The organism is Paenibacillus cremeus (assembly GCF_007786445.1).
Lineage (GTDB): Bacteria > Bacillota > Bacilli > Paenibacillales > NBRC-103111 > Paenibacillus_G > Paenibacillus_G cremeus.
Window position 1 is genome coordinate 98,526 of the sequence record NZ_VNJI01000005.1, and the last position, 22,592, is coordinate 121,117.

18 protein-coding genes are annotated in these 22,592 nt (G+C 50.1%); all 18 read right to left on the reverse strand.

Annotated elements, in window-relative coordinates:
* Positions 1-2: 2 nt before the first annotated feature.
* The 18 genes from FPZ49_RS05580 to FPZ49_RS05665 all read right to left on the reverse strand — a co-directional run bounded on the left by FPZ49_RS05580 (position 3) and on the right by FPZ49_RS05665 (position 22,495).
* Positions 3-1,058, reverse strand: a complete 1,056-nt coding sequence (locus FPZ49_RS05580) for an amidohydrolase family protein (RefSeq protein ID WP_261381270.1) — start codon at positions 1,056-1,058, stop codon at positions 3-5.
* A gap of 175 nt (positions 1,059-1,233) precedes the next feature.
* A complete protein-coding gene (locus tag FPZ49_RS05585) occupies positions 1,234-2,661 on the reverse strand; it encodes a hypothetical protein (RefSeq protein WP_144844377.1) in 1,428 nt (475 codons plus the stop codon).
* A gap of 308 nt (positions 2,662-2,969) precedes the next feature.
* A complete protein-coding gene (locus FPZ49_RS05590; RefSeq protein WP_144844379.1) occupies positions 2,970-3,287 on the reverse strand; it encodes a MocE family 2Fe-2S type ferredoxin in 318 nt (105 codons plus the stop codon).
* A gap of 5 nt (positions 3,288-3,292) precedes the next feature.
* Entirely contained in the window at positions 3,293-4,276 is a 984-nt protein-coding gene (locus FPZ49_RS05595) for an aldose 1-epimerase (RefSeq protein WP_144844381.1), read from the reverse strand.
* A gap of 281 nt (positions 4,277-4,557) precedes the next feature.
* The gene (locus tag FPZ49_RS05600; RefSeq protein ID WP_144844383.1) at positions 4,558-5,412 is read right to left on the reverse strand and encodes an aldo/keto reductase; all 855 of its coding nucleotides are present in this window, start codon (positions 5,410-5,412) and stop codon (positions 4,558-4,560) included.
* 68 nt (positions 5,413-5,480) lie between these two features.
* Positions 5,481-7,016, reverse strand: coding sequence for an extracellular solute-binding protein (locus tag FPZ49_RS05605; RefSeq protein ID WP_144844385.1), 1,536 nt, complete (start codon positions 7,014-7,016; stop codon positions 5,481-5,483).
* 38 nt (positions 7,017-7,054) lie between these two features.
* A complete protein-coding gene (locus tag FPZ49_RS05610) occupies positions 7,055-8,203 on the reverse strand; it encodes an enolase C-terminal domain-like protein (RefSeq protein ID WP_144844387.1) in 1,149 nt (382 codons plus the stop codon).
* Positions 8,204-8,269: 66 nt separating this feature from the next.
* A complete protein-coding gene (locus FPZ49_RS05615; RefSeq protein WP_144844389.1) occupies positions 8,270-9,151 on the reverse strand; it encodes a carbohydrate ABC transporter permease in 882 nt (293 codons plus the stop codon).
* A gap of 16 nt (positions 9,152-9,167) precedes the next feature.
* The gene (locus tag FPZ49_RS05620; RefSeq protein WP_144844578.1) at positions 9,168-10,052 is read right to left on the reverse strand and encodes an ABC transporter permease; all 885 of its coding nucleotides are present in this window, start codon (positions 10,050-10,052) and stop codon (positions 9,168-9,170) included.
* Positions 10,053-10,304: 252 nt separating this feature from the next.
* Positions 10,305-12,623 carry a helix-turn-helix domain-containing protein gene (locus tag FPZ49_RS05625; RefSeq protein WP_186445637.1) on the reverse strand — a complete coding sequence of 773 codons (2,319 nt, stop codon included), beginning with the start codon at positions 12,621-12,623 and terminating at the stop codon, positions 10,305-10,307.
* Between the two features lie 206 nt (positions 12,624-12,829).
* Complete coding sequence (locus FPZ49_RS05630; RefSeq protein ID WP_144844393.1) at positions 12,830-13,957, reverse strand: glycoside hydrolase family 88 protein; 1,128 nt, start codon at positions 13,955-13,957, stop codon at positions 12,830-12,832.
* A gap of 187 nt (positions 13,958-14,144) precedes the next feature.
* Complete coding sequence (locus FPZ49_RS05635; protein ID WP_144844395.1) at positions 14,145-14,387, reverse strand: AtpZ/AtpI family protein; 243 nt, start codon at positions 14,385-14,387, stop codon at positions 14,145-14,147.
* Between the two features lie 106 nt (positions 14,388-14,493).
* Entirely contained in the window at positions 14,494-16,464 is a 1,971-nt protein-coding gene (locus FPZ49_RS05640) for an AMP-binding protein (RefSeq protein ID WP_144844396.1), read from the reverse strand.
* Positions 16,465-16,495: 31 nt separating this feature from the next.
* The gene (locus FPZ49_RS05645) at positions 16,496-17,647 is read right to left on the reverse strand and encodes a homogentisate 1,2-dioxygenase (protein WP_391563806.1); all 1,152 of its coding nucleotides are present in this window, start codon (positions 17,645-17,647) and stop codon (positions 16,496-16,498) included.
* A gap of 2 nt (positions 17,648-17,649) precedes the next feature.
* On the reverse strand, positions 17,650-18,573 hold the full coding sequence (locus FPZ49_RS05650; protein ID WP_144844400.1) for a fumarylacetoacetate hydrolase family protein: 924 nt from the start codon (positions 18,571-18,573) through the stop codon (positions 17,650-17,652).
* 24 nt (positions 18,574-18,597) lie between these two features.
* On the reverse strand, positions 18,598-19,209 hold the full coding sequence (locus FPZ49_RS05655) for a flavin reductase family protein (RefSeq protein ID WP_144844402.1): 612 nt from the start codon (positions 19,207-19,209) through the stop codon (positions 18,598-18,600).
* A gap of 20 nt (positions 19,210-19,229) precedes the next feature.
* Positions 19,230-20,342: a 4-hydroxyphenylpyruvate dioxygenase gene (hppD, locus tag FPZ49_RS05660; protein ID WP_144844404.1), complete on the reverse strand. Its 1,113-nt coding sequence runs from the start codon at positions 20,340-20,342 to the stop codon at positions 19,230-19,232.
* A gap of 344 nt (positions 20,343-20,686) precedes the next feature.
* Positions 20,687-22,495 carry a PAS domain-containing sensor histidine kinase gene (locus FPZ49_RS05665; RefSeq protein ID WP_144844406.1) on the reverse strand — a complete coding sequence of 603 codons (1,809 nt, stop codon included), beginning with the start codon at positions 22,493-22,495 and terminating at the stop codon, positions 20,687-20,689.
* Positions 22,496-22,592 lie beyond the last annotated feature (97 nt).

A 22,592-nucleotide genomic window follows, 5' to 3' on the forward strand; every position in this document is an offset into this window, starting at 1 on the left:
AATTACAATTTATATAATTCCTTAGCATTTTCATAAAAAATACGTCTTCTCAAGTTTTTCGGCATTTTAGGGAAGGCAAATTTAGGTGAATCAAAATCCCAATGCGGATAATCACTGGCAAACATTAGAATGTGCTCTGCATCCATCATTTCCAACACCTGAAGCAGATGCTGATCGTTGTCCGGCCGCTCTAGCGGCTGTGAGGACAGCCGTACGTGATCCCTGAGGTATTCGCTCGGCTTGCGTTTTACCCAAGGCACTTCGTAGCGCAGCGCCTTGTATTCCGCATCAAGCCTCCACATCAACGCTGGAAGCCACGATACTCCGCCTTCCGTTAAGACCACTTTCATATTAGGGAATCTCTCAAACACACCTTCCGTAATGAAGCTGACCAAATGAGCTTGGAAGCCCAAAGATAAGCAGGTATGCCATTCAATATAGTGCGTCGGATAACCTGGAGTAGGCTGCTGATTGATCCCCATGCCATCCGTTCCTGGGTGGATAGCCAGTGGCAGCCCATATTTATTGCATGCTTCGTAAATCGGATAATACTGGCGTTGGCCAAACGGAGCGCGAGCACCCGAATCGGTCATCACCTGCACAAAATGAGGGTGGCCGGCCCAGCGTTCAATTTCTTTGGCGGCCGCTTGCGGGTCCTGATGCGCAATCGTTATGGAGCCTTTAAACACGCCGTCGTGGTTATATTTACTAAGCCAAGTATCCGCCAGCCAGTCGTTAAAGGCTGCAGCCACTGCTGTTGCATAGTCCGGGTCCGGATGCAAATTACAGAAAGCTCTTGGAAGCAATATGGCATGCGCCTCGTCATATTCCTCAATCAATTGCTTGCGCAGAAACTCCGGATCCGAGCCTGTCGGTCCGCCGCCGGGAGGCTTGGCATCTAAGCGGGCGCCATGCAGCGGGTTTCCGTAAAAACCGCGTCCTCCACCGTTGTACCGGTCCTTCCACGGCTGCGCCATGTACGAGCGGATTTCTTCAATGCTTTTTGGCGACGGATGGACGTCGCAATCGATAATGGGACTTCTTGACAAACTGTCCACTTCCTCTCAGGTTTCTTGGTCCTGCCTTCAGCATTAGAGTAATTGAAGCTGGCGGCCTCTGATAGTGATAATCCTTATGCTGAGAAATTTTTGTCATGGAATCCTTGAATTAGCTGGGCAAAATCAACCTTAGGAAATAAACGTCATGCGGAAATTTTCGTCCGATTAACCAAAATTAAGCGTTTTCATTTGCCCTTTGAAAGTCGTCTACCGCACGACCGCATGCCGCTACGTTCGCCAGCTTCATCTCCGAATACTTGCGGGAGAGCACCACACCGTCAGCGCCGGCCTCAAGCGCTGCAGTAACCGCCTCATACACGTCCTCCTGCCGGGTCAGTGATTCCCCCTTGTCCGTAGGAATGTCGACATCGATGCCGGGAATGATTAGCGTGGCGTTCCCTTCACTTCGTACCGCGTTGATGGCTCTTTGCGTTTCCTTCCGCACATAGTCGGCCGACCACCTGCGGTTATGCATCTCGTCCCATGGGCCTTCATCAATATCCAGAAAACGCGAAATGAGCTTTACCCCATCCCCTGGAGGCGCATCCTTGAAAATCGTCTTGTGAATCGCTTCAATAAAATTGGCATACCGCGGTCCAGCGCAATTGTTGTATACCACCAGCTTAATAAAATCGCTGTAGTGACTCATGGCGGCCAAATCCTGCGTAGCCCGATGGAACGGAGAGAACGAATGGAGATGGTACACGTGCCAGCCCACCTGAACCTCGGGCCGGATCGCTTTCACCATGCCATAGACCTCGCGGAAAAACTGCTGCTGCCCCTCATGCCACAGCGATTCCCAGGCTAGTAACTCCGGGTATTGAAGCAATAAACGCCAGAAGGTCACAAAATAGCCATCGTTCGGGCGCTGATTCTTGCGGGCGCTTAGGATAAACTTCTCCAGCTCAAGGAAGCCTTGTCTCGCACGTTCGACTTGAATGCCTTTCTCTCTCGCTCTGGAGCGGCAATGCTCACAAAAGCAAGTCATCTCTCCCGTAGCCCACCGTCCTCCGAGCATATTTCCTAAGGGGCCTTGACGCTCCGATCCCCAAGCTACGCCATCAACCTCATAGGATTTGATGTAATCTTCAATCAAGCCAAAGTGCCAGTTCCGATAATCCGGATGGTTAAAGCAGGGACGCTTTGCTTTGCGGCCTCTCGCATCGATCTCCAGCACCTGAGCGAAATTCGGGATTCGCCGGGACTGTTCAATCGCCCCTTTTTTCCCTGCGCTTTCCTCGATCCAGGAATAGACCTTCATCCCCCTTCGGTGAGCAGCAGGTACGACCTCCGCCATCATATCCCAATCACCATGATCTCTGGACTGGAAATCGTCGGCTTGTACAAACGTATTTCGATAATACTCCGGATGTCCTGTACCGAAATTGCCGCCCACATAATTCAGGTCGTATTCCTGCGTACCATGATCTGCCAATGGAAAACCGGGAAACGGTCTCCCGCCGGTCCCTCGCGTATACGTAAAATTGGCCAGGAAAAGCGTATTGACCTTCCCTTTTTCTTGTAAGGCATCCAAAACCGCTTCCGTACCTTCATCGGCAAACGAAACTGCCCCCACCTGCATCGCAATCATTTTATCCTGCATACATACATCCCTCCGGGTACTTGGTATTGTTATTTCGGCGTCTCAAATGGGAAATCCAGGGGTTTGCCTGACCTAACCTCCTTCTTAAAGCCATCTTAGGAAATAAGCCGCGCACCTTAAAGTGATAATACTTACCCAGAGAAATATTTGTCATGCCCCGACCGTCACAACGGGATTTACCCACCAACAAGAAAAAAAACGTCACTAGAACAGTGACGTTAAATGTTAAAAAATTAAATTTCAGTGGAGGACTGACATCCAGTGTGCCAGCGAACGGAATCGTCCTTATGTGCTTCAGTCCATTCGAATCAAATTTGAATCAGCACTTTCCCTGCCTCGAGCTTCACAGGGTACGTTTGCAGATTGATGCAGACCGGCGGGCGCTTGGCCGCTCCGGTGGGGATATCGAACCGCCCGTTATGCTTGGGACATTCGATGACCGAGCCCATCACGAGGCCATCCGACAGATGCACTTTCTGATGGGTGCAGAACCCTTCCGACGCATAGTAGCTGCCATCCGCCGTTCGGTAGATCGCAAACGACTGATCCCCGTGGTCGAAACGGATGACATCCTCCACCTCAATATCCTCTGCTGCGCAAGCTTCAATCCAAGTTCCAGGACTCATGCTTTTCACTCCATCCACAGCTGATTCGTGAATCGAATTTCTTCTCCCGCAGTGATCCCCCGAACTCCCGTCTGCTCGTGCTCGTAAGGCAGATTGAACGCATCCGTCAGGCAGGTATAGGGCTCGATCGAAAAAGCCGACGCCCAGCTTGGACGGAACAAGAGCGCAAAGGAGAAGATCGGATCGGTCTGGTAGGCGATGGTATACCCTTGATTTTTCAGCGCCATGCGGCATATACGATTGCCACGCTCGTCATCCTGAAGCTCCAGCATCGTGCATTTGAGCTCAGGGTAATTCGAAATACTCGCCCCTTTTCCGCTCACCTGTGCGCTGAAGTCCGTCACCGACGGCATGCCTGTTACGAACGATTTACTCATCACCGGCCATTCACAGGCTGCAGGCGCCGTCAGCACAATCTCCTCATCCCCAAAGGGAAGCGGAAAGTACGGATGGAACCCGTACGCAAACGGCGCATCGTCATCGCCCTCATTGCGAATGACGCCGCTCAGCTTCAGCCGTCCTTCGAACAAACGATAGGTCAGCGTAAACGACAGCCGGTGAGGGAAATAGGCCAGCATCTCCGGATGATCGGCAAAAGCAAATCGGCTGGTCACGAAGGCGCCCTGCTCCTCCGTCACCCCGAATTCGATTACCTCCCACGGCTTGGACGCTATCTCGCCATGTAGATGATGATCCGGCGGCTCATTCAAAGGCAGCTGGTACGTTCTACCTTGAAAGGTAAAGGTGCCGTTCTTCACCCGATTGGGAGGGAACAGGATCGGCGTGCCGTACTGATAACAGACGGGGGCTTGCTTAAGCGAAATCAAGCTTTCGGGAGACTGAATCAGGCTGCGCCCGCCGCATTCAAAACGAAACAGATTATAGCCCACCTCCGGGATCAGCTCCGCAATCGCATCGCTGCCGCTATCCGTTAGCACCACGGTAGTGAATCCCTCATTTGTGCTCAGACTTGCCCCATATCGTCCCATCGCGCTGCTCGTTCCTCCTCTTTGGAGTCTGTCCGACGGACTGGAATATGCGAATAGGCATTCGCAGTAAGCACTTCGTCGGACAGACTCTTAAGTCGGCATAGCTCAACTTCCGATCTGAAGACCGAAGGTTGAGCTATCCGCTTTCATTTCCTTAAATTCTTACTATTTCCACCTCGAAAGCTCCTTTTCCTTCCGAAACGCCCCTTAATTCACAATCACATTTCTTTTCCGGATTACGACCCACGATGGCACAGAAGTCCACATCGGCACGAGCGACACTATTCATAGTATGTGAACATTTTTATAATATCGACTCTTCCAGAGGTGTTGTTGCAGGTAGCTGCATTTTTCCGGACCTCTTCGGCGTTTCTCATCCCGATCAAAGCGACATCGACATGCGGATTGGAAAGCACGAATTGAATTAAAGCCTCCGTATAATCAAACTGGTTTTCCGGATGAACCATCGCCATCCATCGTTGAAAAACGCCTGAAGTAAAGGCTCGCATCACGGCAATGCCAAGACCGGCCTTTTCCGCCTCAAGGATGCTTCCAAAAGGTCGGTTCGGATCATACGCATGCTGCATGAGGACGTTATAACAGATTTGCATGATATCGAATTGCCCGCACTGGATGAAATCATAAACGGCCCGGTTCGAATCCTCACTGGTGAAGCCGATAAAACGGACCAAGCCTTCCTCCTTCAGTCGAATCAATTGCTCCAACACGCCGCCGTGAAGAACCTGCTGCACATGTTGATCCGTATAGCTGGTGCCATGAAGCTGAAAAAAATCCAGCCGATCGGTCTGGAGGCGCTCCAGGCTTTGCTCCAGGGATCGGCGCAGGTCATCCGGGGGGCAGATTTTGGACTTGCTGGCCAGAAACACCGAGTCGCGGCTCCCCTTTAACGCGTAGCCGATCAGCTCTTCGCTTTTGCCATTGCCATATCCGGCCGCCGTATCGAAATAATTAATGCCGGCTTCCAGTGCGGCGTCGATGGCTGCGATAATATGGCTTTGATTCTCCGGCAGATCCGGATCGTACTCTCTCAAATAATTTCGCAATCCCGCCGGGGCACCGCCGAAGCCGATCCGACTTACACGCACTCCTGTTTTCCCGAATTCCGCATATTCCATTATGATCACACTCCCTTTGGTGAATAGCAAAGAGGCAAGGAATCCCCCCTGCCTCAGGCTATTATTGTTTACTTTTGCGCCAGTCGATTTTTATACTCTACATTGATTTCTTCTATGATCTTTTGGTAGTTTGGATCCTTTTTGAGCGAGTCGATAAATTTGTCCCAATCGTCCATCGAGATTTTTCCGATGATCGCTTGCGTTTTCATATCGGAAAATTTCTTCGTATAGTCGGCACCCATCTTCAGCTCCGTGTTAGATACCAGACCAATCGCCGGGTCTCCGACCGAAATCTTCGATCGATCTTCTGCAATTTTCATGTTTCGTTGATAAATCTCTTTTGGCATGCCAGCCGCGTACTGCCACAAATCTACTACCGGCGTACTGAACATTTTTCCCCAAGTGGCTGTTCCTACGCTATCGGCGACGGCTTTATCATTGGACACTTTAATCCCATCCGTAACGGTATAATGAACATCTTTAATCCCATACAGCGTCAGATCCAGCCCATCGCCGCCGGAGCCGTAATTGACGAATTTTAAAATGGCTTTCATTTTGTCTTCCGGAACCGATTTCGGAATCGCTAATACCCCATTCATCCCTGTGCCTTGGGACACATACGGCTTGCCGCCCGGTTTGGCTGCTAAGGAGACCATCGGCGTCCATTCGACCTTCGGATTTTTCTTCCACTGATCCATGGTATATCGGAACAGCGCCTCCGGCGTTTCATTGGTGATCCCGGCTCTGCCGCTTGTTGCGAGCTCCCAGTATTGATTTTCCTTCAGCACCGGAAAGTCCTGCGGGATTAAGCCTTCCTGGAACAGCTTCCGCTGATAGACGATGGATTCCCTCATTTCCGGCTCCAGATACATATTCACCAGCTTGCCGTCGACCGCTTTCCATTTGCCCACGGTCCCCAAAAACACTTCGTCGATGACTCCCGCTCCACGCATCGTATAGCCAATCGTGTCCTTCATGCCATCCGGCGCATTGTCCTTAAACGCTTTCATGACCGTATAAAGCTCATCCATATTGGTCGGCATCTTGAGTCCCAGCTTATCCAGCCAGTCTTTACGAATATCGAAAAATCCGCCTCCGTCTAAGGGCCGTCCGGCAGGAACAGCAAAGTTTTTGCCGTCGATCTTCGTATTTTGCCACGTTTGCGCTTTAATGGCGGCCAGGTTCGGATAATCCTTGATATAAGGCGTAATGTCCCAGAAGGCCCCCTGCTTCACCATTTGGCGGAATAATGGCGTGGTGATGCTCGGAATTTTGATCAAATCGGGAATATCGCCTGCAGCTAGTGCCACATTGACCCGGTCTGCGTAATCGGCGCCTGGAATCCATTGCACCGTCAGCTTCGTATTGGTCCGTTTCTCGAATTCCTTCTGAACGGGATTATCAGCACCAGGAGGCTGGGCAATGGTGAAATCGCTAATGACGCGGATCTCGGTAGGCTTAGCAGGTGCTTTGGCCTCCCCTGTTGCAGGCGCCGCACCGTCCTTCGCTGGAGCGGAAGGGGTCGACGAGGAGCAGGCCGCAGCAAGAGAAGAGAATGCGACCATCGTGGATAATACGAGTAGCGCTTTCGGCATGTGTTTCATGGATTACTCATCTCCTCATGGAATGGAATGATTTCGTCTCAACGGTTCAAAGCCCAGCCGCTTTCTCTTACTTGGCGTTCATAAAAGGCTTCATCGACATGGAGGCCAAAGCCTGGAGTCGAAGGCACCGAGATTTTCCCGTCTTGAACCCGGTAGCCTGAAGTGTCAATGCCCGGAATTTGCGCGGGGTCCCATTCAACTAACAAAAACCCTTCGATGGCAGGATACACTTGAGCCGAAGCATAGTTTCCATAGAAGCCGCCGTAATTGTGCGGAGCTGCCTTTACCCCGGATTTTGCCAGCCGCTTGGCTAATTTCAGCCAATTCACGATTCCGTAGTCCCTCAAATCATATTGAATCGCATCAATCAACCCCTGCTCCGCCCACTCCACAATCGGTCTAGCTGCCTGTCCTTCACCGTCTGTGATCATCACGTTCAGATTCTCCTTGGCCATCCATTCCTTCAGATTGCGGTAAAGACGATCATCCTCGTGGAAAGCCTCCTCGACCCACAGCAGATTGGATTGCGCCGTTTCTCTAAGCACATGCTTGGTCAGGTTCAAGTTGTACCCATTGTTGGCGTCAATAGCAAGGTTACATTCGGGGCCGACAACCGCTCTAATTCCGTTCACGATCGCAATATCTCGTTTCGTGCCTTCCATTAAGTCCATGTGCATGGCTCCACGGCCGACTTTGATTTTGAAGTTGCGGAACCCTTCGTTATAGCCTTCCATCGCTTCTTCCTGAAGGAGGGCAACCGCCGCTTCCTCCGAGCTCAGATGCAAATCGTCAAAGTACAGCGACGTATCGTAACAAGGCACCTGTAGTGGAGAAGAGAACTTCTTTTGGCTTAAAAGCTCATATACGGGGATCTCCCTGACTTTGGCCAACCAGTCAAACAGCGGGAATTGAATGCTTTGGAAGCGATCGTCAATCCACTGCTCTTCGCTGAAAATTTCACTCACCGTTGCCCCGAGCATCGCTTCGGCCGCTTCACGAGACACGCGAGACCAGCTGTACCCTGTAATCCCCCCAATCGTGATTCGAACGAGTGGAAAGCTGACTTCCTTCCCGTGAACGCCCAGCCTAGCATTGCATCCGGCCAGCCTTCTCCGTTCCCCTTTCATGATCACCTGTTCGATTTTCTCAATACGCCATGTTTTTTCCAGATCGGCAAAGTTTGTCATTTCACAAGTCTCCTCTTCAAAATATATTCATTGATTAAGCTCCGCCGGATCAGCATTCGCTGCCTCTTAACCTTTAACAGAGCCTAACATAACACCCTTGGTAAAATGCTTCTGCAAAAACGGATAGACCAGCATGATGGGAAGTGTAGAAATGACGACGGCAGCCATCTTAATGGTTTGCGTGGGCAGCTGCTTATCGGATGCCATCTCTACCGCTGACGCGCCCCCAACCGCCGTGTCTGAATCAATCAGCATGTTGCGCAGAACAATCTGTAAAGGCACTTTGGTAAAATCGTTAATGTACAGCACCGCATTAAAGAACGTATTCCAATACGCCACGGCGTAAAATAATCCGAAGGCGGCCAGCGATGCGGCGGAAAGCGGCAAAATGACCCGGAAAAAGATGCTTAGATCATTACATCCGTCAATCATGGCGGCTTCCTCCAGCTCGACTGGAATGCTGTCAAAGAAGCTTTTCATCAAGATGACATACCAGCCGCTCGTGATTACGGGGACAATCAATGCCCATACGCTGTTAATCATTCCAAAATCACGGACGAGCAGATAAACGGGAATAATGCCCGGATTAAACAAAATCGAAAACATCACCAGGATGAGCATCGTTCTTCTTCCACGCAGCCTTTTACGGGAGAGGCCAAAGGAGAAGGCCGATGTGACCATGAGGCTTAACACAGTTCCCATGGTGGCCAGAAAGGCACTAACCCCGGTGGCACGCATGAACGCCGAAGTGGAAAGCAAATATTGATAAGCGCCTATGCTCCACTTGCTCGGAAAAAGAACGAAGCCGTATTTCTCGATGTACTCTCTGGGCTCCGTAAAGGAAACCACAAATACATAGTACAAGGGGAACAGCGTAACCACTCCAATGACCACTAAGACAAGGATATTGATCCAACCAAAGATGCGGTCCCCAAGGCTTTCTCGCATTGGCCTTACCTCCTTATTAATAAACGCCCTCTTCACCGAAGCGCTTAGCCAGCCAGTTGGAGCCTACTACAAGCACGAGACCGATCACCGACTTAAACAAACCGGCTGCCGTCGTATAGCTGAACTGTCCTTGCTGAATCCCGTTGCGATAAACATATGTCTCAAACACATCGGAAACATTCGCCACCGCGCCGTTAGTCATTAGAAATACTTGTTCAAAGCCCACATCCATAATATGGCCCAACCGCAGAATTAAAAGAATAACGATGACGTTTCGGATCCCTGGGAGCGTAATATGCCAGATTTGCCGGATGCGAGTCGCGCCATCGATCCTGGCTGCTTCATACAGCTGCGTGTCGATGCCGGTCATGGCGGCGAGGAATATAATCGTTCCCCATCCGGTGTCCTTCCATATATTTTGACCGGTGAGCATGCCCCAGAAATATTTTTCATTCGTCAAAAAATCAATTTTCGAAAATCCTGCGTACTGGAGAAGCATGTTGATGATCCCATTCGACTGAGAAAGCAGTAAGAACGTAATCCCCGCAATAATGACCCACGATAAGAAATGGGGCAGGTAAACAATCGATTGAATCGTCCGCTTAAAATATTTGTTGCTCACTTCATTCATACAAAGCGACAGTAGGATCGGCAGCGGAAAGAAAAAGACTAGGCTGAGCAGGCTGATCATCATCGTATTGCGGAACAGAAGTAGGAAATCAGGATTGTTAAAAAACCGTTCAAAATTTTCGAGTCCTACCCAAGCGCTTTTAAATACTCCCATATAAGGTGAATACTCTTGAAAGGCAATGATTAAGCCCCACATCGGGTAATATTTGAAAATTAGAAAATACAGGAGTCCGGGCAAAACCAGTAAGTATAAATACTTGTCCCGGTTCATTTCGGACCAAAACGAAGCTTTGGACTTCCTTTGCGCAAGGGGCTTTCGCTTTATGTTTGTCGCTTGAGCTTCCATGTACCACCCTCCCTGATACGTAGTGAGTTGCTGATAGCCATAATGTAAAGCATGGGCAAAGGAGGTACAATGATAACAAATTATTGCTATCGCATGGCATAATTTCCGGCCATCGTCTTTTTTTGCAATGAATAAAAAAAGCCCTTCAGATCGTCAGAAGAGCTTCTTTCATGGCTATTAGGTATGCTTTTCCCGATATTGTCTGGGAGTCAGACTCTCATATTTTTTAAACATCCGGATCAGGTAGGACGGCTGATAATGCAGCTGATCGGCAATATCATTGATTTTCAAATCGGTTGTCACGAGCAGCTCTTTGCATTTCTCCAGCCTTAAACGAACCATCATATCGATAAAATTGATGCCGTTAATCTGCTTGAACGCTTTACTAAGCTTGGAGGGGCTGATCTGAAACTGATCGGCATACATTTCGAGCGAGACATCGTGGAAAACGTCCTTCTGCATTTGCACCAATAGATCATCAATCATTTCTTTTAAATTGGCGTCATAAGCGATGGTTAAGGTTCGGACAAAAGGACGGATCAGTTGATATTGGAACCACTCCACGATTTGGTCCGGCTCCGATAGCTGCATTAACTGCTCATATAAATGTACACCTTCATATAAAGTGAACAAGTTCACATCATGCTTCACGATCGCATCGTGAATCGAGCCGAGCAGCTTCATCATGCCTTGGTGAACCATCAACTCAGCGTTGTTGTTGCTTTGCAGCTCCAGCATAAATTTCTTGATCAGTTGAGCCGCCTCTTCTTCCAGTCCCATGCTGACGGTATGCACAATTTCTCTTTCCAGCTCGGATGGATACTGATTTTGCTTCGTGCTCGGGAGCAGGTATTGATTCATATCCAGCATTTGATTCGAAGTATGATGATCACGGAACCGCAGTGCTTTTCGAGTCTGCTCCAAAATCTTAGGCATTTCCACGATCGAATCGGATATTTTGCTGGTAACAATGGTCACCTTGAGGCGCAGCACATTATTCACCGCCACGATATAGTCATGGGCCAGCTTATTCAACATCGCTGCGATCTCCTCCTTGGAGTGAGTCGGGTCCAAAACCAGAAAAACGCCAATAGACAAGTCCTGAAAATTTGTTACATGAACCATATTTAATTTTTCGGAGCAGAGCTCTGTAATAATATTCGAAGCAGCGAAGCTGACCAGCTGATCGTCCCGCTCCGAAAATTTCCCGCCTAATTCGGTCATCCCATGGAGCTGAGCGACCATAATAGCAAACTTCTTTTGCTCTATGTCCCAGTCAAACTGCTTCATTTTCTGAACCAGCTCGGATTCCGTGTGGGTGTACAAGTGACCCTGCAAAAATTGCAGCAGAAAGCTCTCCCGAAGCATGGGCGTTGACTGCTTGAGCTTGATGGAAAGCTCCTGCTGTTGTTGAAGCTGCAGCTTCCATTGATGCTCGATATAGGTCACCTCGTCCTTGTCGCTCGACCGGCCAGTTCTGGAGCCTTCAAAAAGGCTCTTTAATCGTTGTATGGGATCGTAAATTTTGTTAGATGCAAACCAAGATAGCAATAACCCCAGGGTTAATCCCAGCACGCTGATCCACACGATAAGGCTCGACAAGGATCTCACAGGGGCGATGATTTGCGATACAGGTGTAGCGGTGACCACCGTCCATTTGCTGCCCAGCTTCGAAATTTTTCCATAGGAGACGTTATAGCTCTTATGGTCCCATTCAAATTTGAACCTATTTTCATTCGCATTGTCTGCATTGATCCGGTTTTTTAGCGTGTCCTTCAGCGTCTGCTGATCTTTCGTGCCCTCATCGCTTGAAGAGGTGGTTAAATCGTCGCCATTCTCATTAAAAAGGAAAGCCACGCCTTCGCCCGAAACGAGCTTTTGGACCATGGTATTTAATTTCTTTTGATCCAAATAAATAATGTACATTCCAAAGGAGCCATACATTTGTCCCCCTGGGAGCTTAATAATGATCGCTTTATTTTGCGAATCCGGCTTATTTATTTTTTTCAGCGCATAATTCCAATAGATCGTTCGCTCGTTATCCAACAATGAATTTAATAAGTTGAGGTCGTCTTCTGTTCGGATGGTTTGAAACCCCACCTCGTCACCCATAATTTTATTCGTACCGCGCAAGTACAAACTCACGCTATTAATCAGAGAGTTGGATTCCGTGATTAGAGAAAACGTTTTCATAATATCGTTGGTGACTTGGAAATCCTGAACGAAATCCAGCTGCTTCAGTGTCTCATCCATGCTCCGGTCGAAAGCAAGCCGCACAACTGAATGCTCCAGATTTGAAAGATAATCATTCATTTGCTGGATCGATGAATTCAATTGATTCTGATGCGCCTTGTTTACTTCGGTTTCGATCCGATCGGTTCCGATATAGTAAATAATGACCCCTATAAAGGCAATGGGGATGCAAGTAATCAGGAGCACCAGCCCTAAATTTTTCCAATAAATCGCGCCTCTGCTTTTACTTACTAGCCTACTCATCTGCATCTCATCACGCCCATCGCTAAAATAAGTAGAAAGTTGGACTGCCCGCGAGCTTATATAGGGTAAATTCTATATATATTATATAATGGAAAAATTTAATATAGTAGCCCCTTTGACGTTTTTTAATTAAAAAGAGCACTTGAAGATTGGCATCGGCATCGAAACCATCTCCAAGTGCATCCCTTTATTACATTCGAGAGTACTTACCAAAACAACTCCCCATGACCCAGCAACCGGGAAAGACCTTCTACAAAATAATAGTCTCCGTAGATCAGAGGAACATCAATGTTTTTGCCTTCTGGGAAATGGCTTGTACCGTGCAAGATCAAGCCTTCTTCCGATTCCGACTCCCAGGCGCCGTAGTTGGTAAATAACGAGTGCAGGATTCGCTCGCCAGCTCGACGGTACAGAGCTGAGCCCTCTCCGCCCAGCTGCTCGTCTAGCAGCAACAGACCACATGCAGCAATAGCGCCGGCAGAAGAATCACGATAGGCCGGAATCCCCTCAGGCAATCGAAAATCCCAATGCGGGACGTAATCTTCCGGCAGGTTGGCGATAAAAAAGTTGGCTGCGCGCTTAGCGGCATCCAAATACTCCGGATCTCCCGTATGGAGATGACTAAGTGTCATCCCATAGATCGCCCATGCAGTACCGCGTGACCATGCGGATTCTGGCGCAAACCCCTGGCCACCGTTCACTTCAAGCTTTTCTCCTGTCTGCGGATCGAAAATGACAATATGATTGACCGAGCCGTCCGGGCGGATAAAATGCTCGACCGCCATATCCGCATGCCGGATAGCGATATGCTTATATCGAGGATCTCCGGTGATTTCAGAAGCCCAATGAAGCAGCGGTAAATTCATCATACAATCGATAATGGCCCAGCCGGAATTATCCTCTCCTTCACACCACGGGTTCCATGCACGGATATAATTTCCGTTCACGTTAAACCGAGCTGCAAGGAGGTTCGCTGCGAGCAAGCCTCGACGCTTCGAGTCCTCCGCACCTAACAGCTTATAACGGGCCACACTCGTAAGGGTCCACATAAAGCCAATATCATGATCCAGCTTATAGTAGTCACTGATAACCTGATCAAGCTGCTGCTCGCAGGATTCAGCCAGCTGCTTAAAGGACTCGTCTTTGGATTCCCGGTACAACAGCCACAGTAATCCCGGCCAAAAGCCTGCGGTCCACCAGCTGGCGGGCTCAAGCTTGTAAACCCCATCCACACTTGCATGCGGAAAGCGGTCTCCTATCCGTTGACTTGTTTCGCTTACCTTTTGCATGGTTTTTTCCCAGGCTTGCTGAGCCCAGTCTTTTTCAAAATCCATCTTGTTCAACACTCCTCCATTGTAACGGGATTGCACTAAACAGATACTTATACATGCTTCCATTATAAAAATTTGCAGCAATCAAACCATAACACTATTTTGATTTATTCATCGGTTATTTTGACCAAAATTAAACGGCCTCAGTCCAATAGAAATTAGGACCAAGGCCGAACGTTTCGAAGCCTGCTCATCTGGAATCCTTATTAGACCCGCCTGTGTACTTGCGAAGAATCAAAATAATACTAGCTACACCGATCAGAAAGCCTAGCATAATGCCGACGACCAGCCAAATCGGCTGTCCGCCCTGCCACTTGCTGATGAGATTTCCGAGCCAGTAGCCGGCCAGCATACAAACCACGAGATCGGCGCCGATGGCGGTGACTAGAGCTACTGCTTGCCAAGGGTTGTCTTTGGAGCTTTGTCCTCTCATAAGCATCCCCCTCATCCCATATTCCATTGATATTAGGAGAATATGCGGCCATGCTCGGCTCTAGTCCATCTGTTGTGACGGAGGACGGCAGTGAATTCGTGTACCGTTAGTTTGAACGGTGGATGCCCGCCTGGCGAATCGCCTGGATGGCGGCTGGATTGTCGAGCGCCGACAGATCACCGGGAGCTTCGCCCAGATAAGCGGCGCGGATCACTCGGCGCATCACCTTGCCGTTTCGTGTTTTGGGCAGCGCGTCAACGAAATGAATGGCTTTCGGCTTTAAAGCCTTTCCGAGCTGCTGTGCGGCCCATTCCACCAATTGCGCCACCAGTCCCTCGGCAACGGAAGAAGCGGAGATATCTATGCTCGGGACGACGAAGCATACCGCCGCTTCCCCTTTGATTGCGTCCGGGACCCCGATGGTGGCGGCTTCGATCACGCTTGGATGCCCCACCAGCACCGTCTCCATCTCCGCAGGGCCAAGCCGCTTGCCGGCTATGTTCAGAGTATCGTCGGACCGGCCCGTAATGTACCAGAAGCCGTCATCACTGACGGTCACCCAATCGCCATGAACCCAAATATCCTGCCATCGGGACCAATACGCTGCTTCGTAGCGCTCCGGCTCCTGCCAGAATCCACTGGCCATTCCGACCCACGGCGCTTTCAGCACCAATTCGCCTACATCTCCGCGGATGGGCTTCCCTTCATGGTCGAGCACATCAGCATACATCCCTGGGATTGGCGTGTTAAACCCGACCGGAGCAATCGGCTTCAGCAGCACATTGCCAAGGATGCCGCCCGAAATTTCCGTGCCTCCGGAGTAATTGAAGATAGGGACTTGCTCTTTCCCCACCTGTTGGAACAGCCACAGCCAAGGCTCCAGATTCCACGGCTCCCCCGTCGATCCAATGACCCGGAGTGCCGACAGATCGCAACCCTGAAAGCCGCTCTCGCCATGCTGCATCAAAACGCGAATCAGTGTAGGGGAAATGCCAAGATGCGTGACCTGGTGCTGATGCGCCAGGCGCCAGATCCGATCGGGCCCCGGATAATCCGGCGAGCCTTCATAAAGCAGCATCGTACCGGCATTCAGCAGCGCGGCGAATACGAGAAACGGTCCCATCATCCAGCCCATGTCGGTGACCCAAAGCATGACGTCCCCCGGCCGAAAATCCATTGCATATCCAGCATCGAACGCCGCCTTGATCGGAAATCCGCTATGCGTATGAACGATGCCTTTCGGCGCGCCCGTCGTACCGGACGTATACAGCAGCATGAGCGGATCGCCGCTGTCCATCGCTTCTGCTTGCAGATTTGCCGCTGCATTCGCATCGACCGTTAGCGCCGTCCATTCCACATCCCGCCCATTTTGCCAAGGAATATCGACTCCCAATCGGCGTACTACAACTACCTTCTCCACAGCTGCGGCGGACTGCAAAGCCTTGTCGGCTTCCTCCTTCATCCGGATCACGCTTCCGCGACGGTAAAATCCATCCGCCGTAATGACCATTTTGGCATCCGATGCCTTCATGCGCCCCGCCAACGCTGGTGCCGCATAACCCGAATAAACGGGGGTAAAAATAGCTCCCAGCTTAGCCACCGCTAGCATGGAAATCACCGTCTCCGGAAGCATCGGCATATAGATGACCACCCGGTCGCCTTTGGCAATGCCTAGCTTTCGAAGCCCATTCGCTGCGCGGTTTACTTGCCCGGCCAGCTCCTCATACGTGCAGCAGCTGACCTCGCCGTTCTCCCCCACCCAACGAATGGCGTCACGCCGCGCAATGACCTCGTCGCCGAGCCATTTTTCCAAGGCAGTATAGGCAATGTTCAATTGCCCGCCCTTAAACCACGAGGGCCACCCAATGCCTGCCGACAGATCGACCACTCGATCGTAGCCCCGAAACCACGCGATGCCCATATCCTGCACGACGGCGTTCCAGAACCAATCGATGTCCGTGATCGACTTTTTGTAAAAGGCATCATAATCGTCGTAGCCGAACTTCTGCATGAATCGAAAGAGGCGTGTTTTCTCGATGTACGCTTGCTCCGGGTGCCAAACCGCTTTGGTCTGCATGTTAGCTCATCTCCTCTTCGGCATCCATGCGTTAAGCCCAGCTGTAAGCGTAATCATGATCCTCGATGGCATGAGCCTGCTTGACTACCCGTAAGGGGCGGAACGTGTCGATCATTACTGCAAGTTCCTGGGTATGCTTTTTTCCGATGCTCTCTTCGACTTTTCCTGGATGTGGCCCATGGGGTATGCCTGACGGGTGAAGCGTAATCGAGCCTTCTTCAATCCCTCTGCGGCTTCCAAAATTGCCGTCTACATAGTAAAGAACCTCGTCACTATCCACGTTGCTGTGATAATAAGGGGCCGGGATCGACTGCGGGTGGTAGTCCAACAACCTGGGACAAAACGAACACACCACAAAATTGCTGCCCTCGAACGTCTGGTGAATAGGCGGAGGCATATGGACACGTCCGGTAATCGGTTCAAAATCGCCAATATTAAAAATCCAAGGATACAAATACCCATCCCACCCGACCACATCCAGCGGATGATGATTGAGCACATGGGAGTGCATTTGGCTGCCTTTTTTCGTTCGAACCTCATGCTTCCCCTGTACGGTGTACGTTTCAAGCTTCTCCGGCACACGAAGATCGCGTTCGCAATACGGACTATGCTCGAGCAATTGGCCATGCTCATTCCGATAGCGCTTTGGGGTCGTGATCCAGCTGCTGGTCTCCAGAAACAGGAGCGTTGTCCTCCCGGAATTAGGAACCAAACGGTAAATCGTCCCAACCGGCAGCACAATATAATCGCCTGGCTTGTAGGGGAGGGTGCCGAATATCGTTTCGAGCTTGCCTGAGCCATGATGGACGAACAGCAGCTCATCTCCGTTCGCATTGCGGAAATAATAGTTCATGGGCTCCGTTGGAGTCATGACACCGATCAGCAGATCTTCATTGCCGAGCAAATACTGCCTCCCGGTAATCGCGTCACCCGTTCCCTGATATTGATTGGTGCGAAAATGACGGTGCCGAAGCGCCCCCTTGTCTTCATACTCCGGTTCGCAATCGTTGAGCAGCTGTACTTGGAGCAGCTCGGTAGGCGCGTGGTGATGATACAGAATCGATTGGATACCGGAAAAGCCCTTCGTCCCCATGACCTGCTCACGGTACAGCTGGCCGTCCGGTTTGTGAAATTGAGTATGCCGTTTAGCTGGTATTTGTCCCAAGCGATGATAAAAGGACATCTTCATTTTCCCCCTTCAATGGCGTTCCTTAACACACCAAGTCCGGTAATCTCCAGCTGCACAACGTCCCCAGGCTCCAGCCACCTGTGAACCTTTTCCGTCAGCTCCAGAATGCACCCTGTCCCCACCGTCCCGGAACCGATCACATCCCCCGGATGCAAAACCGCATCTTCCGACGCGCGCTCAATCATTTGTCCAAACGTATAATAAATGTCATGAAAATTGCCCTGCGAAAGCACCCGTCCATTGACCGCTGCCGTCATGGCTAGCCGATATCTGTCCCCGCAGCAATATGGCTTGAGCTCATCTTTAGTGACCAGATAAGGACCAATCGAGGTGGCAAAATCTTTCCCCTTAGCCGGTCCCAGACCGATTTTCACTTCGTGCCGCTGGATGTCTCTCGCGCTCCAATCATTCATAATGCAGTAGCCAAAGATATAATCGTCTGCTTCATCCGCCTTAATATTGCTGCCTTTCTTGCCAATAACGCAGGCGATTTCCAGCTCATAATCAAGCCACTGACACTTCGCAGGCCTCTTCACAGGCTCATCCGGTCCCACAATACAATGCGAATTGGAAAAATAAAACGCCGGAACCTCGTACCATTCCGGAATCATTTCCAGGCCTCTTTGGGCACGCGCCGTTTTCACATGCTGTTCAAAAGCGTAAAAGTCGCGCACGCTGCTTGGCTTGGGGAGAGGGGCGCACAAACGGACCTCGGACAAGGGGTACACCGCATCGGCTTCCGGCTCCAAGTGCTGCAACCGCAAGGCGAGAGGCAGATAGCGCTCGGATTGCTGCAAAAAATCGATCATAGTATTCGGCAGCACGCCGCTGCTCATCACATCCATGTCGATGACCCGATCTCCATCAAGCCAGCCAGCGCACTGCTCTCCCGTTTTCGTAACAAAGGTAACGAACTTCATCCGCCGCCCCTCCCTTGGATCGCCCTATTTTTTTCGCTCCAACTCGAACGTATCGGCAACCGCTCGTGTAAAAGCCTGCCCCGCCAGTCTTCCAATCGGCTGCAGCTTGGCGGTATTGATTTTCCCGTTCTCGTATAATGCATCGTTGACGTGCACGCACACGACCTGACCAATGACCAGACTGCCGGCCCCTGGCTGCTCACCGAACGAGATGATTTGATGCAGCGTGCACTCCAAATGGACATCGCACTCCAGCACGGATGGCGGATCGACGCATTCGCTCTTCCTTTTGGTCAGACCGACCTGCTCGAATTCGTCCACATCCGGCGGATATTCGATCGCACAATCGTTCATCTGTTCTGCGAGCTTCTCGCCGACAATGTTGATCACAAACTGCTGTGTAGCTTCGATATTCGCGAGTGTATCCTTTTTCGCCCCGTCGGTTCCCCGAATCATTGGAGCAAAGCAAACCATCATCGGCTCCGCGCAGATGCCCGTAAAAAAGCTAAACGGCGCGAGATTGCAGCGTCCATGTCCATCCACGGTGGATACAAAAGCAATCGGCCTCGGAACAATCGAGCCAATCAGCAGCTTATAGGCCTCTCTCCATTCCAATGCGGCAGGATCGATGTTCATTCGGATCGAATCCCCTTTTTTTAGAGATTTCCTCTGCGTGCCTGCTCCCGCTCAATCGATTCAAACAGAGCCTTGAAGTTGCCCTCGCCGAATCCGACCGCGCCTTTGCGCTGAATAATTTCCATAAACAACGTCGGACGGTCTACGATCGGCTTCGTAAAAATTTGCAGCAAATACCCCTCGTCATCCCGGTCAACCAAAATGTTCAGCTCCCGCAGCTTGGCAAGATCCTCGTCGATCGTCCCGATGCGTTCCGTCAGCATCTCATAATAGCTGTCCGGGGTGCTCAAGAAATCAATGCCGTTCTCCTGAAGCTGGGTTACCGTGGAGATAATGTCATTGGTTAAAATCGCAATATGCTGTACGCCGGCGCCTTGGTTGAAGTCCAGATATTCTTGGATTTGCGATTTCCGCTTTCCCTGCGCAGGCTCGTTGATCGGAAACTTGATTCGCCCGCCGCTCGTCATCACCTTCGACATTAGGGCGGAATACTCCGTGGATATATCCTCATCGTCAAAATGGATCATTTGTTTAAAGCCCATCACCTGCTCGTAATACCGGACCCATTCTTCCATCCGCTCTACATTGCCTACCACGTGGTCAAAACCGATTAATCCAACGGCTTGGTGAGGGATTTGCAGCTCGCACGGCTCATATTTGGGTAAAAACAGCCCCTTATACCCGCTGCGGTCGATTAACGTATGAATCGTATCCCCATAGGTGCCGATCGCCGCCATCTTCACCGTTCCATTCGAATCGGTCACTTCTCTCGGCTCCATTATAGCGACTCCACCGCGGGAAACCGCTTCGTTATACGACTTTTCCACATCGTCGACACGCAGCGCAATATCCTTGACTCCGTCCCCATGCTTTTTCACAAACTCCGCGATGGGATGATCCGGTGCCAACGCGCCGGATACGACGATTCGAGCTCGATTTTGTTCGAGCACATAGGAGGCCTTGCCGGTTTCCCCCGTCTCCAGCCCGGCATACGCGATGGGTCGAAACCCAAAGCCTTGGCTGAGAAAATGCGCTGCCTGCTTCGCGTTACCGACGTACAACTCGATAAACTCTATGTCCGTCACCGGAAAAAAATCAGCGGCATGCCGCCCAATTCGTCTTCGTTTACTCATGCTGACTCACCTCTAATACCTACTATATTCAGCATGGCGGGAAACTGTCGAAAAATTCCAATATTCCAATTTACCGCGGCAAACTTGTACTTCCAAAATGAAAAAGCCCTTGAGCTCAAGGACTTTGTCGACACTAAAATATGCGAGGCGATGCTTATTCGTTGCTGTTAACGCTCATCCGGTTCGATTGGTTCTTGTGGCTTATCATGACAATCAAAGCAGATTAAGGTTTTATCATCTAATACTACACCGTTAATAAATCCATCATTGCAGAAGATCTGTTTCTTGCATGCCTTACAATTTCCAACGAATTCCTGCATACCATTCCACCCCGCAATTTGTAACTAGCCGGCATATTCAGGTTCGTTTGTACTGATGGTCGCTCCTGGCAACAGAACCCCTATACAGGTTCCTTCTCCTACTTTACTGGTGATGTTCAGCTTCCCATTCTGACTTTCGATAATTTTTTTGCTGATCAAAAATCCTAAGCCTGTCCCGTTTTCCTTCGTGGTATAAAACGGCTGACCGAGCTTGGTCAATGCTTCTTCCGAAATGCCGCAGCCCTCATCTTGAATGCAGATTACGATCCAATCGGGCTCTGTTCTTGTTACGTCAATCGAGATCACGCCGTCGCTGCCCATCGACTCCATCGCATTCTTGATAAAATTGATAAAGACTTGCTTTAACTGATTTTCGTCACATTGGATCATCATTTCATGATGTTCAAATCGTGCGATGAACTGAACATTTTTCATGATCGCCTGGGATTCAAGCAGGGTGATTACTTGCTCAATGATGATCCTTACATCCCGATACTGACTTTGCATAATCTGCGGCTTGGCGAGCATTAATAGCTCCGTGACAATTTGTTCAATTCGGTTAATTTCCGAACCGATTACGCTAAAATACGGAGGCGTTTCAGTCAATCGCCGTTCCAGCAGCTGAACCAGCCCTTTAATTGCCGTTAAAGGGTTGCGAATTTCGTGGGCAACACCCGCTGCGAGTTGACCCGCAAGCGATAGTTTTTCCGAGTTCATCATCAGCTGCTCCGTGTTTTTGCGTTCGGTGATATCTCGCCCGACGCCGAGCACCTTTTCGATCTCGCCTCGCTCATTTCGGATGGCCTTGACCGTGGATTCAAACCAAATATATCGACCGTCTTTATGTCTCGCCCGAAACGTAAACACGCCGTGATCCGAATGCTGAAATATATTCATTGCGTTCGCGATGTCTTCCTTATGCCAATAGTGGTACGTTGAAGTTCCAATGACTTCGTCCGGTTCATACCCAAGCAAGGAACGAATCGATGGAGAGACATACTGAGTGATCCCATCCGGCGTCGCGTAGGAGATCAAATCCTGCGCATGTTCAGAAATGAGCTCATACAGGTCTTCGTGATAGCGCAGCTGCGCTGTCGCTTGTTTTAGCTCCGTGATATCCCTAACAATGCTATAGACACCAACAATCTCGCGATCCACAATGATGGGAATATAGGTAAAACTGCCGTATAGGATGTGCCCTTCTTTCGTGCAGATTCGGTTCTCGAAGCTTTGCGCCTCTCCTTTTACAGCACGTTGAAACGCGGCGTGACTCTTTGCAAGGTCATCAGGGAATGTAATATCATGATAGGTCATGGATATCAGTTCGCCTTTATCGTATCCGGTCAATGCTGCAAAAGCCGGATTAAATGCTGTGAACCGTCCTTGAAGGTCTTTTTCGACAACGGCGTTAGGATTATGTTGAAAAAGCGATCGGAAGCGTTCTTGTTTTTCAAGAAGTGCTCGCTGGATGCTCCGGTATTCCGTTATATCCTTTGCCATTCCATGCACACCGATAACTTTTCCATCTACGATAATCGGTACATAGGTAATGCGCAATAATAGCTCATGCCCCTGTTTATGAATAATCGTACTTTCATACTCCGGCGTATCCCCATTCAACGCAAATTGAAAGTGAGACCTGCTTTTCTCCGGGATCCTATGCAGCGAGTAGGGAGTCAGCTGCTGCAATTCACTTCTCGTATATCCTGTCACTTTTTCGCAGGCTGCATTCGCATCAACAATGTTCCCTTGAAGTGAAATTGTAGCCACAAGGTCTGGGTGGTTTTCGTACAACGATCGGTAATGCCGACTGCTATCAACGCGGTTTTCCATGTCCGTCTTCTCCGCATTCAGGATGTTTCTTCTACTGTACCACAAATTAGATCAGGTGTTTAACCTTTTAATTAATGGAAAAAACAGGGAAACCACC

Excerpts from the sequence above, each read along its gene's own strand:
- FPZ49_RS05635 (WP_144844395.1), bottom strand. The coding sequence starts at position 14,387 with ATGAGAGGACAAAGCTCCAAAGACAACCCTTGGCAAGCAGTAGCTCTA.
- FPZ49_RS05610 (WP_144844387.1), bottom strand. The coding sequence starts at position 8,203 with ATGACAAACTTTGCCGATCTGGAAAAAACATGGCGTATTGAGAAAATC.
- FPZ49_RS05605 (WP_144844385.1), bottom strand. The coding sequence starts at position 7,016 with ATGAAACACATGCCGAAAGCGCTACTCGTATTATCCACGATGGTCGCA.
- FPZ49_RS05655 (WP_144844402.1), bottom strand. The coding sequence starts at position 19,209 with ATGAACATCGATCCTGCCGCATTGGAATGGAGAGAGGCCTATAAGCTG.
- FPZ49_RS05595 (WP_144844381.1), bottom strand. The coding sequence starts at position 4,276 with ATGGGACGATATGGGGCAAGTCTGAGCACAAATGAGGGATTCACTACC.
- FPZ49_RS05650 (WP_144844400.1), bottom strand. The coding sequence starts at position 18,573 with ATGAAGTTCGTTACCTTTGTTACGAAAACGGGAGAGCAGTGCGCTGGC.
- FPZ49_RS05640 (WP_144844396.1), bottom strand. The coding sequence starts at position 16,464 with ATGCAGACCAAAGCGGTTTGGCACCCGGAGCAAGCGTACATCGAGAAA.
- FPZ49_RS05620 (WP_144844578.1), bottom strand. The coding sequence starts at position 10,052 with ATGAACCGGGACAAGTATTTATACTTACTGGTTTTGCCCGGACTCCTG.
- FPZ49_RS05590 (WP_144844379.1), bottom strand. The coding sequence starts at position 3,287 with ATGAGTCCTGGAACTTGGATTGAAGCTTGCGCAGCAGAGGATATTGAG.
- FPZ49_RS05645 (WP_391563806.1), bottom strand. The coding sequence starts at position 17,647 with ATGTCCTTTTATCATCGCTTGGGACAAATACCAGCTAAACGGCATACT.
- FPZ49_RS05585 (WP_144844377.1), bottom strand. The coding sequence starts at position 2,661 with ATGCAGGATAAAATGATTGCGATGCAGGTGGGGGCAGTTTCGTTTGCC.
- hppD (WP_144844404.1), bottom strand. The coding sequence starts at position 20,342 with ATGAGTAAACGAAGACGAATTGGGCGGCATGCCGCTGATTTTTTTCCG.
- FPZ49_RS05630 (WP_144844393.1), bottom strand. The coding sequence starts at position 13,957 with ATGGATTTTGAAAAAGACTGGGCTCAGCAAGCCTGGGAAAAAACCATG.
- FPZ49_RS05600 (WP_144844383.1), bottom strand. The coding sequence starts at position 5,412 with ATGGAATATGCGGAATTCGGGAAAACAGGAGTGCGTGTAAGTCGGATC.
- FPZ49_RS05665 (WP_144844406.1), bottom strand. The coding sequence starts at position 22,495 with ATGGAAAACCGCGTTGATAGCAGTCGGCATTACCGATCGTTGTACGAA.
- FPZ49_RS05625 (WP_186445637.1), bottom strand. The coding sequence starts at position 12,623 with ATGAGTAGGCTAGTAAGTAAAAGCAGAGGCGCGATTTATTGGAAAAAT.
- FPZ49_RS05615 (WP_144844389.1), bottom strand. The coding sequence starts at position 9,151 with ATGCGAGAAAGCCTTGGGGACCGCATCTTTGGTTGGATCAATATCCTT.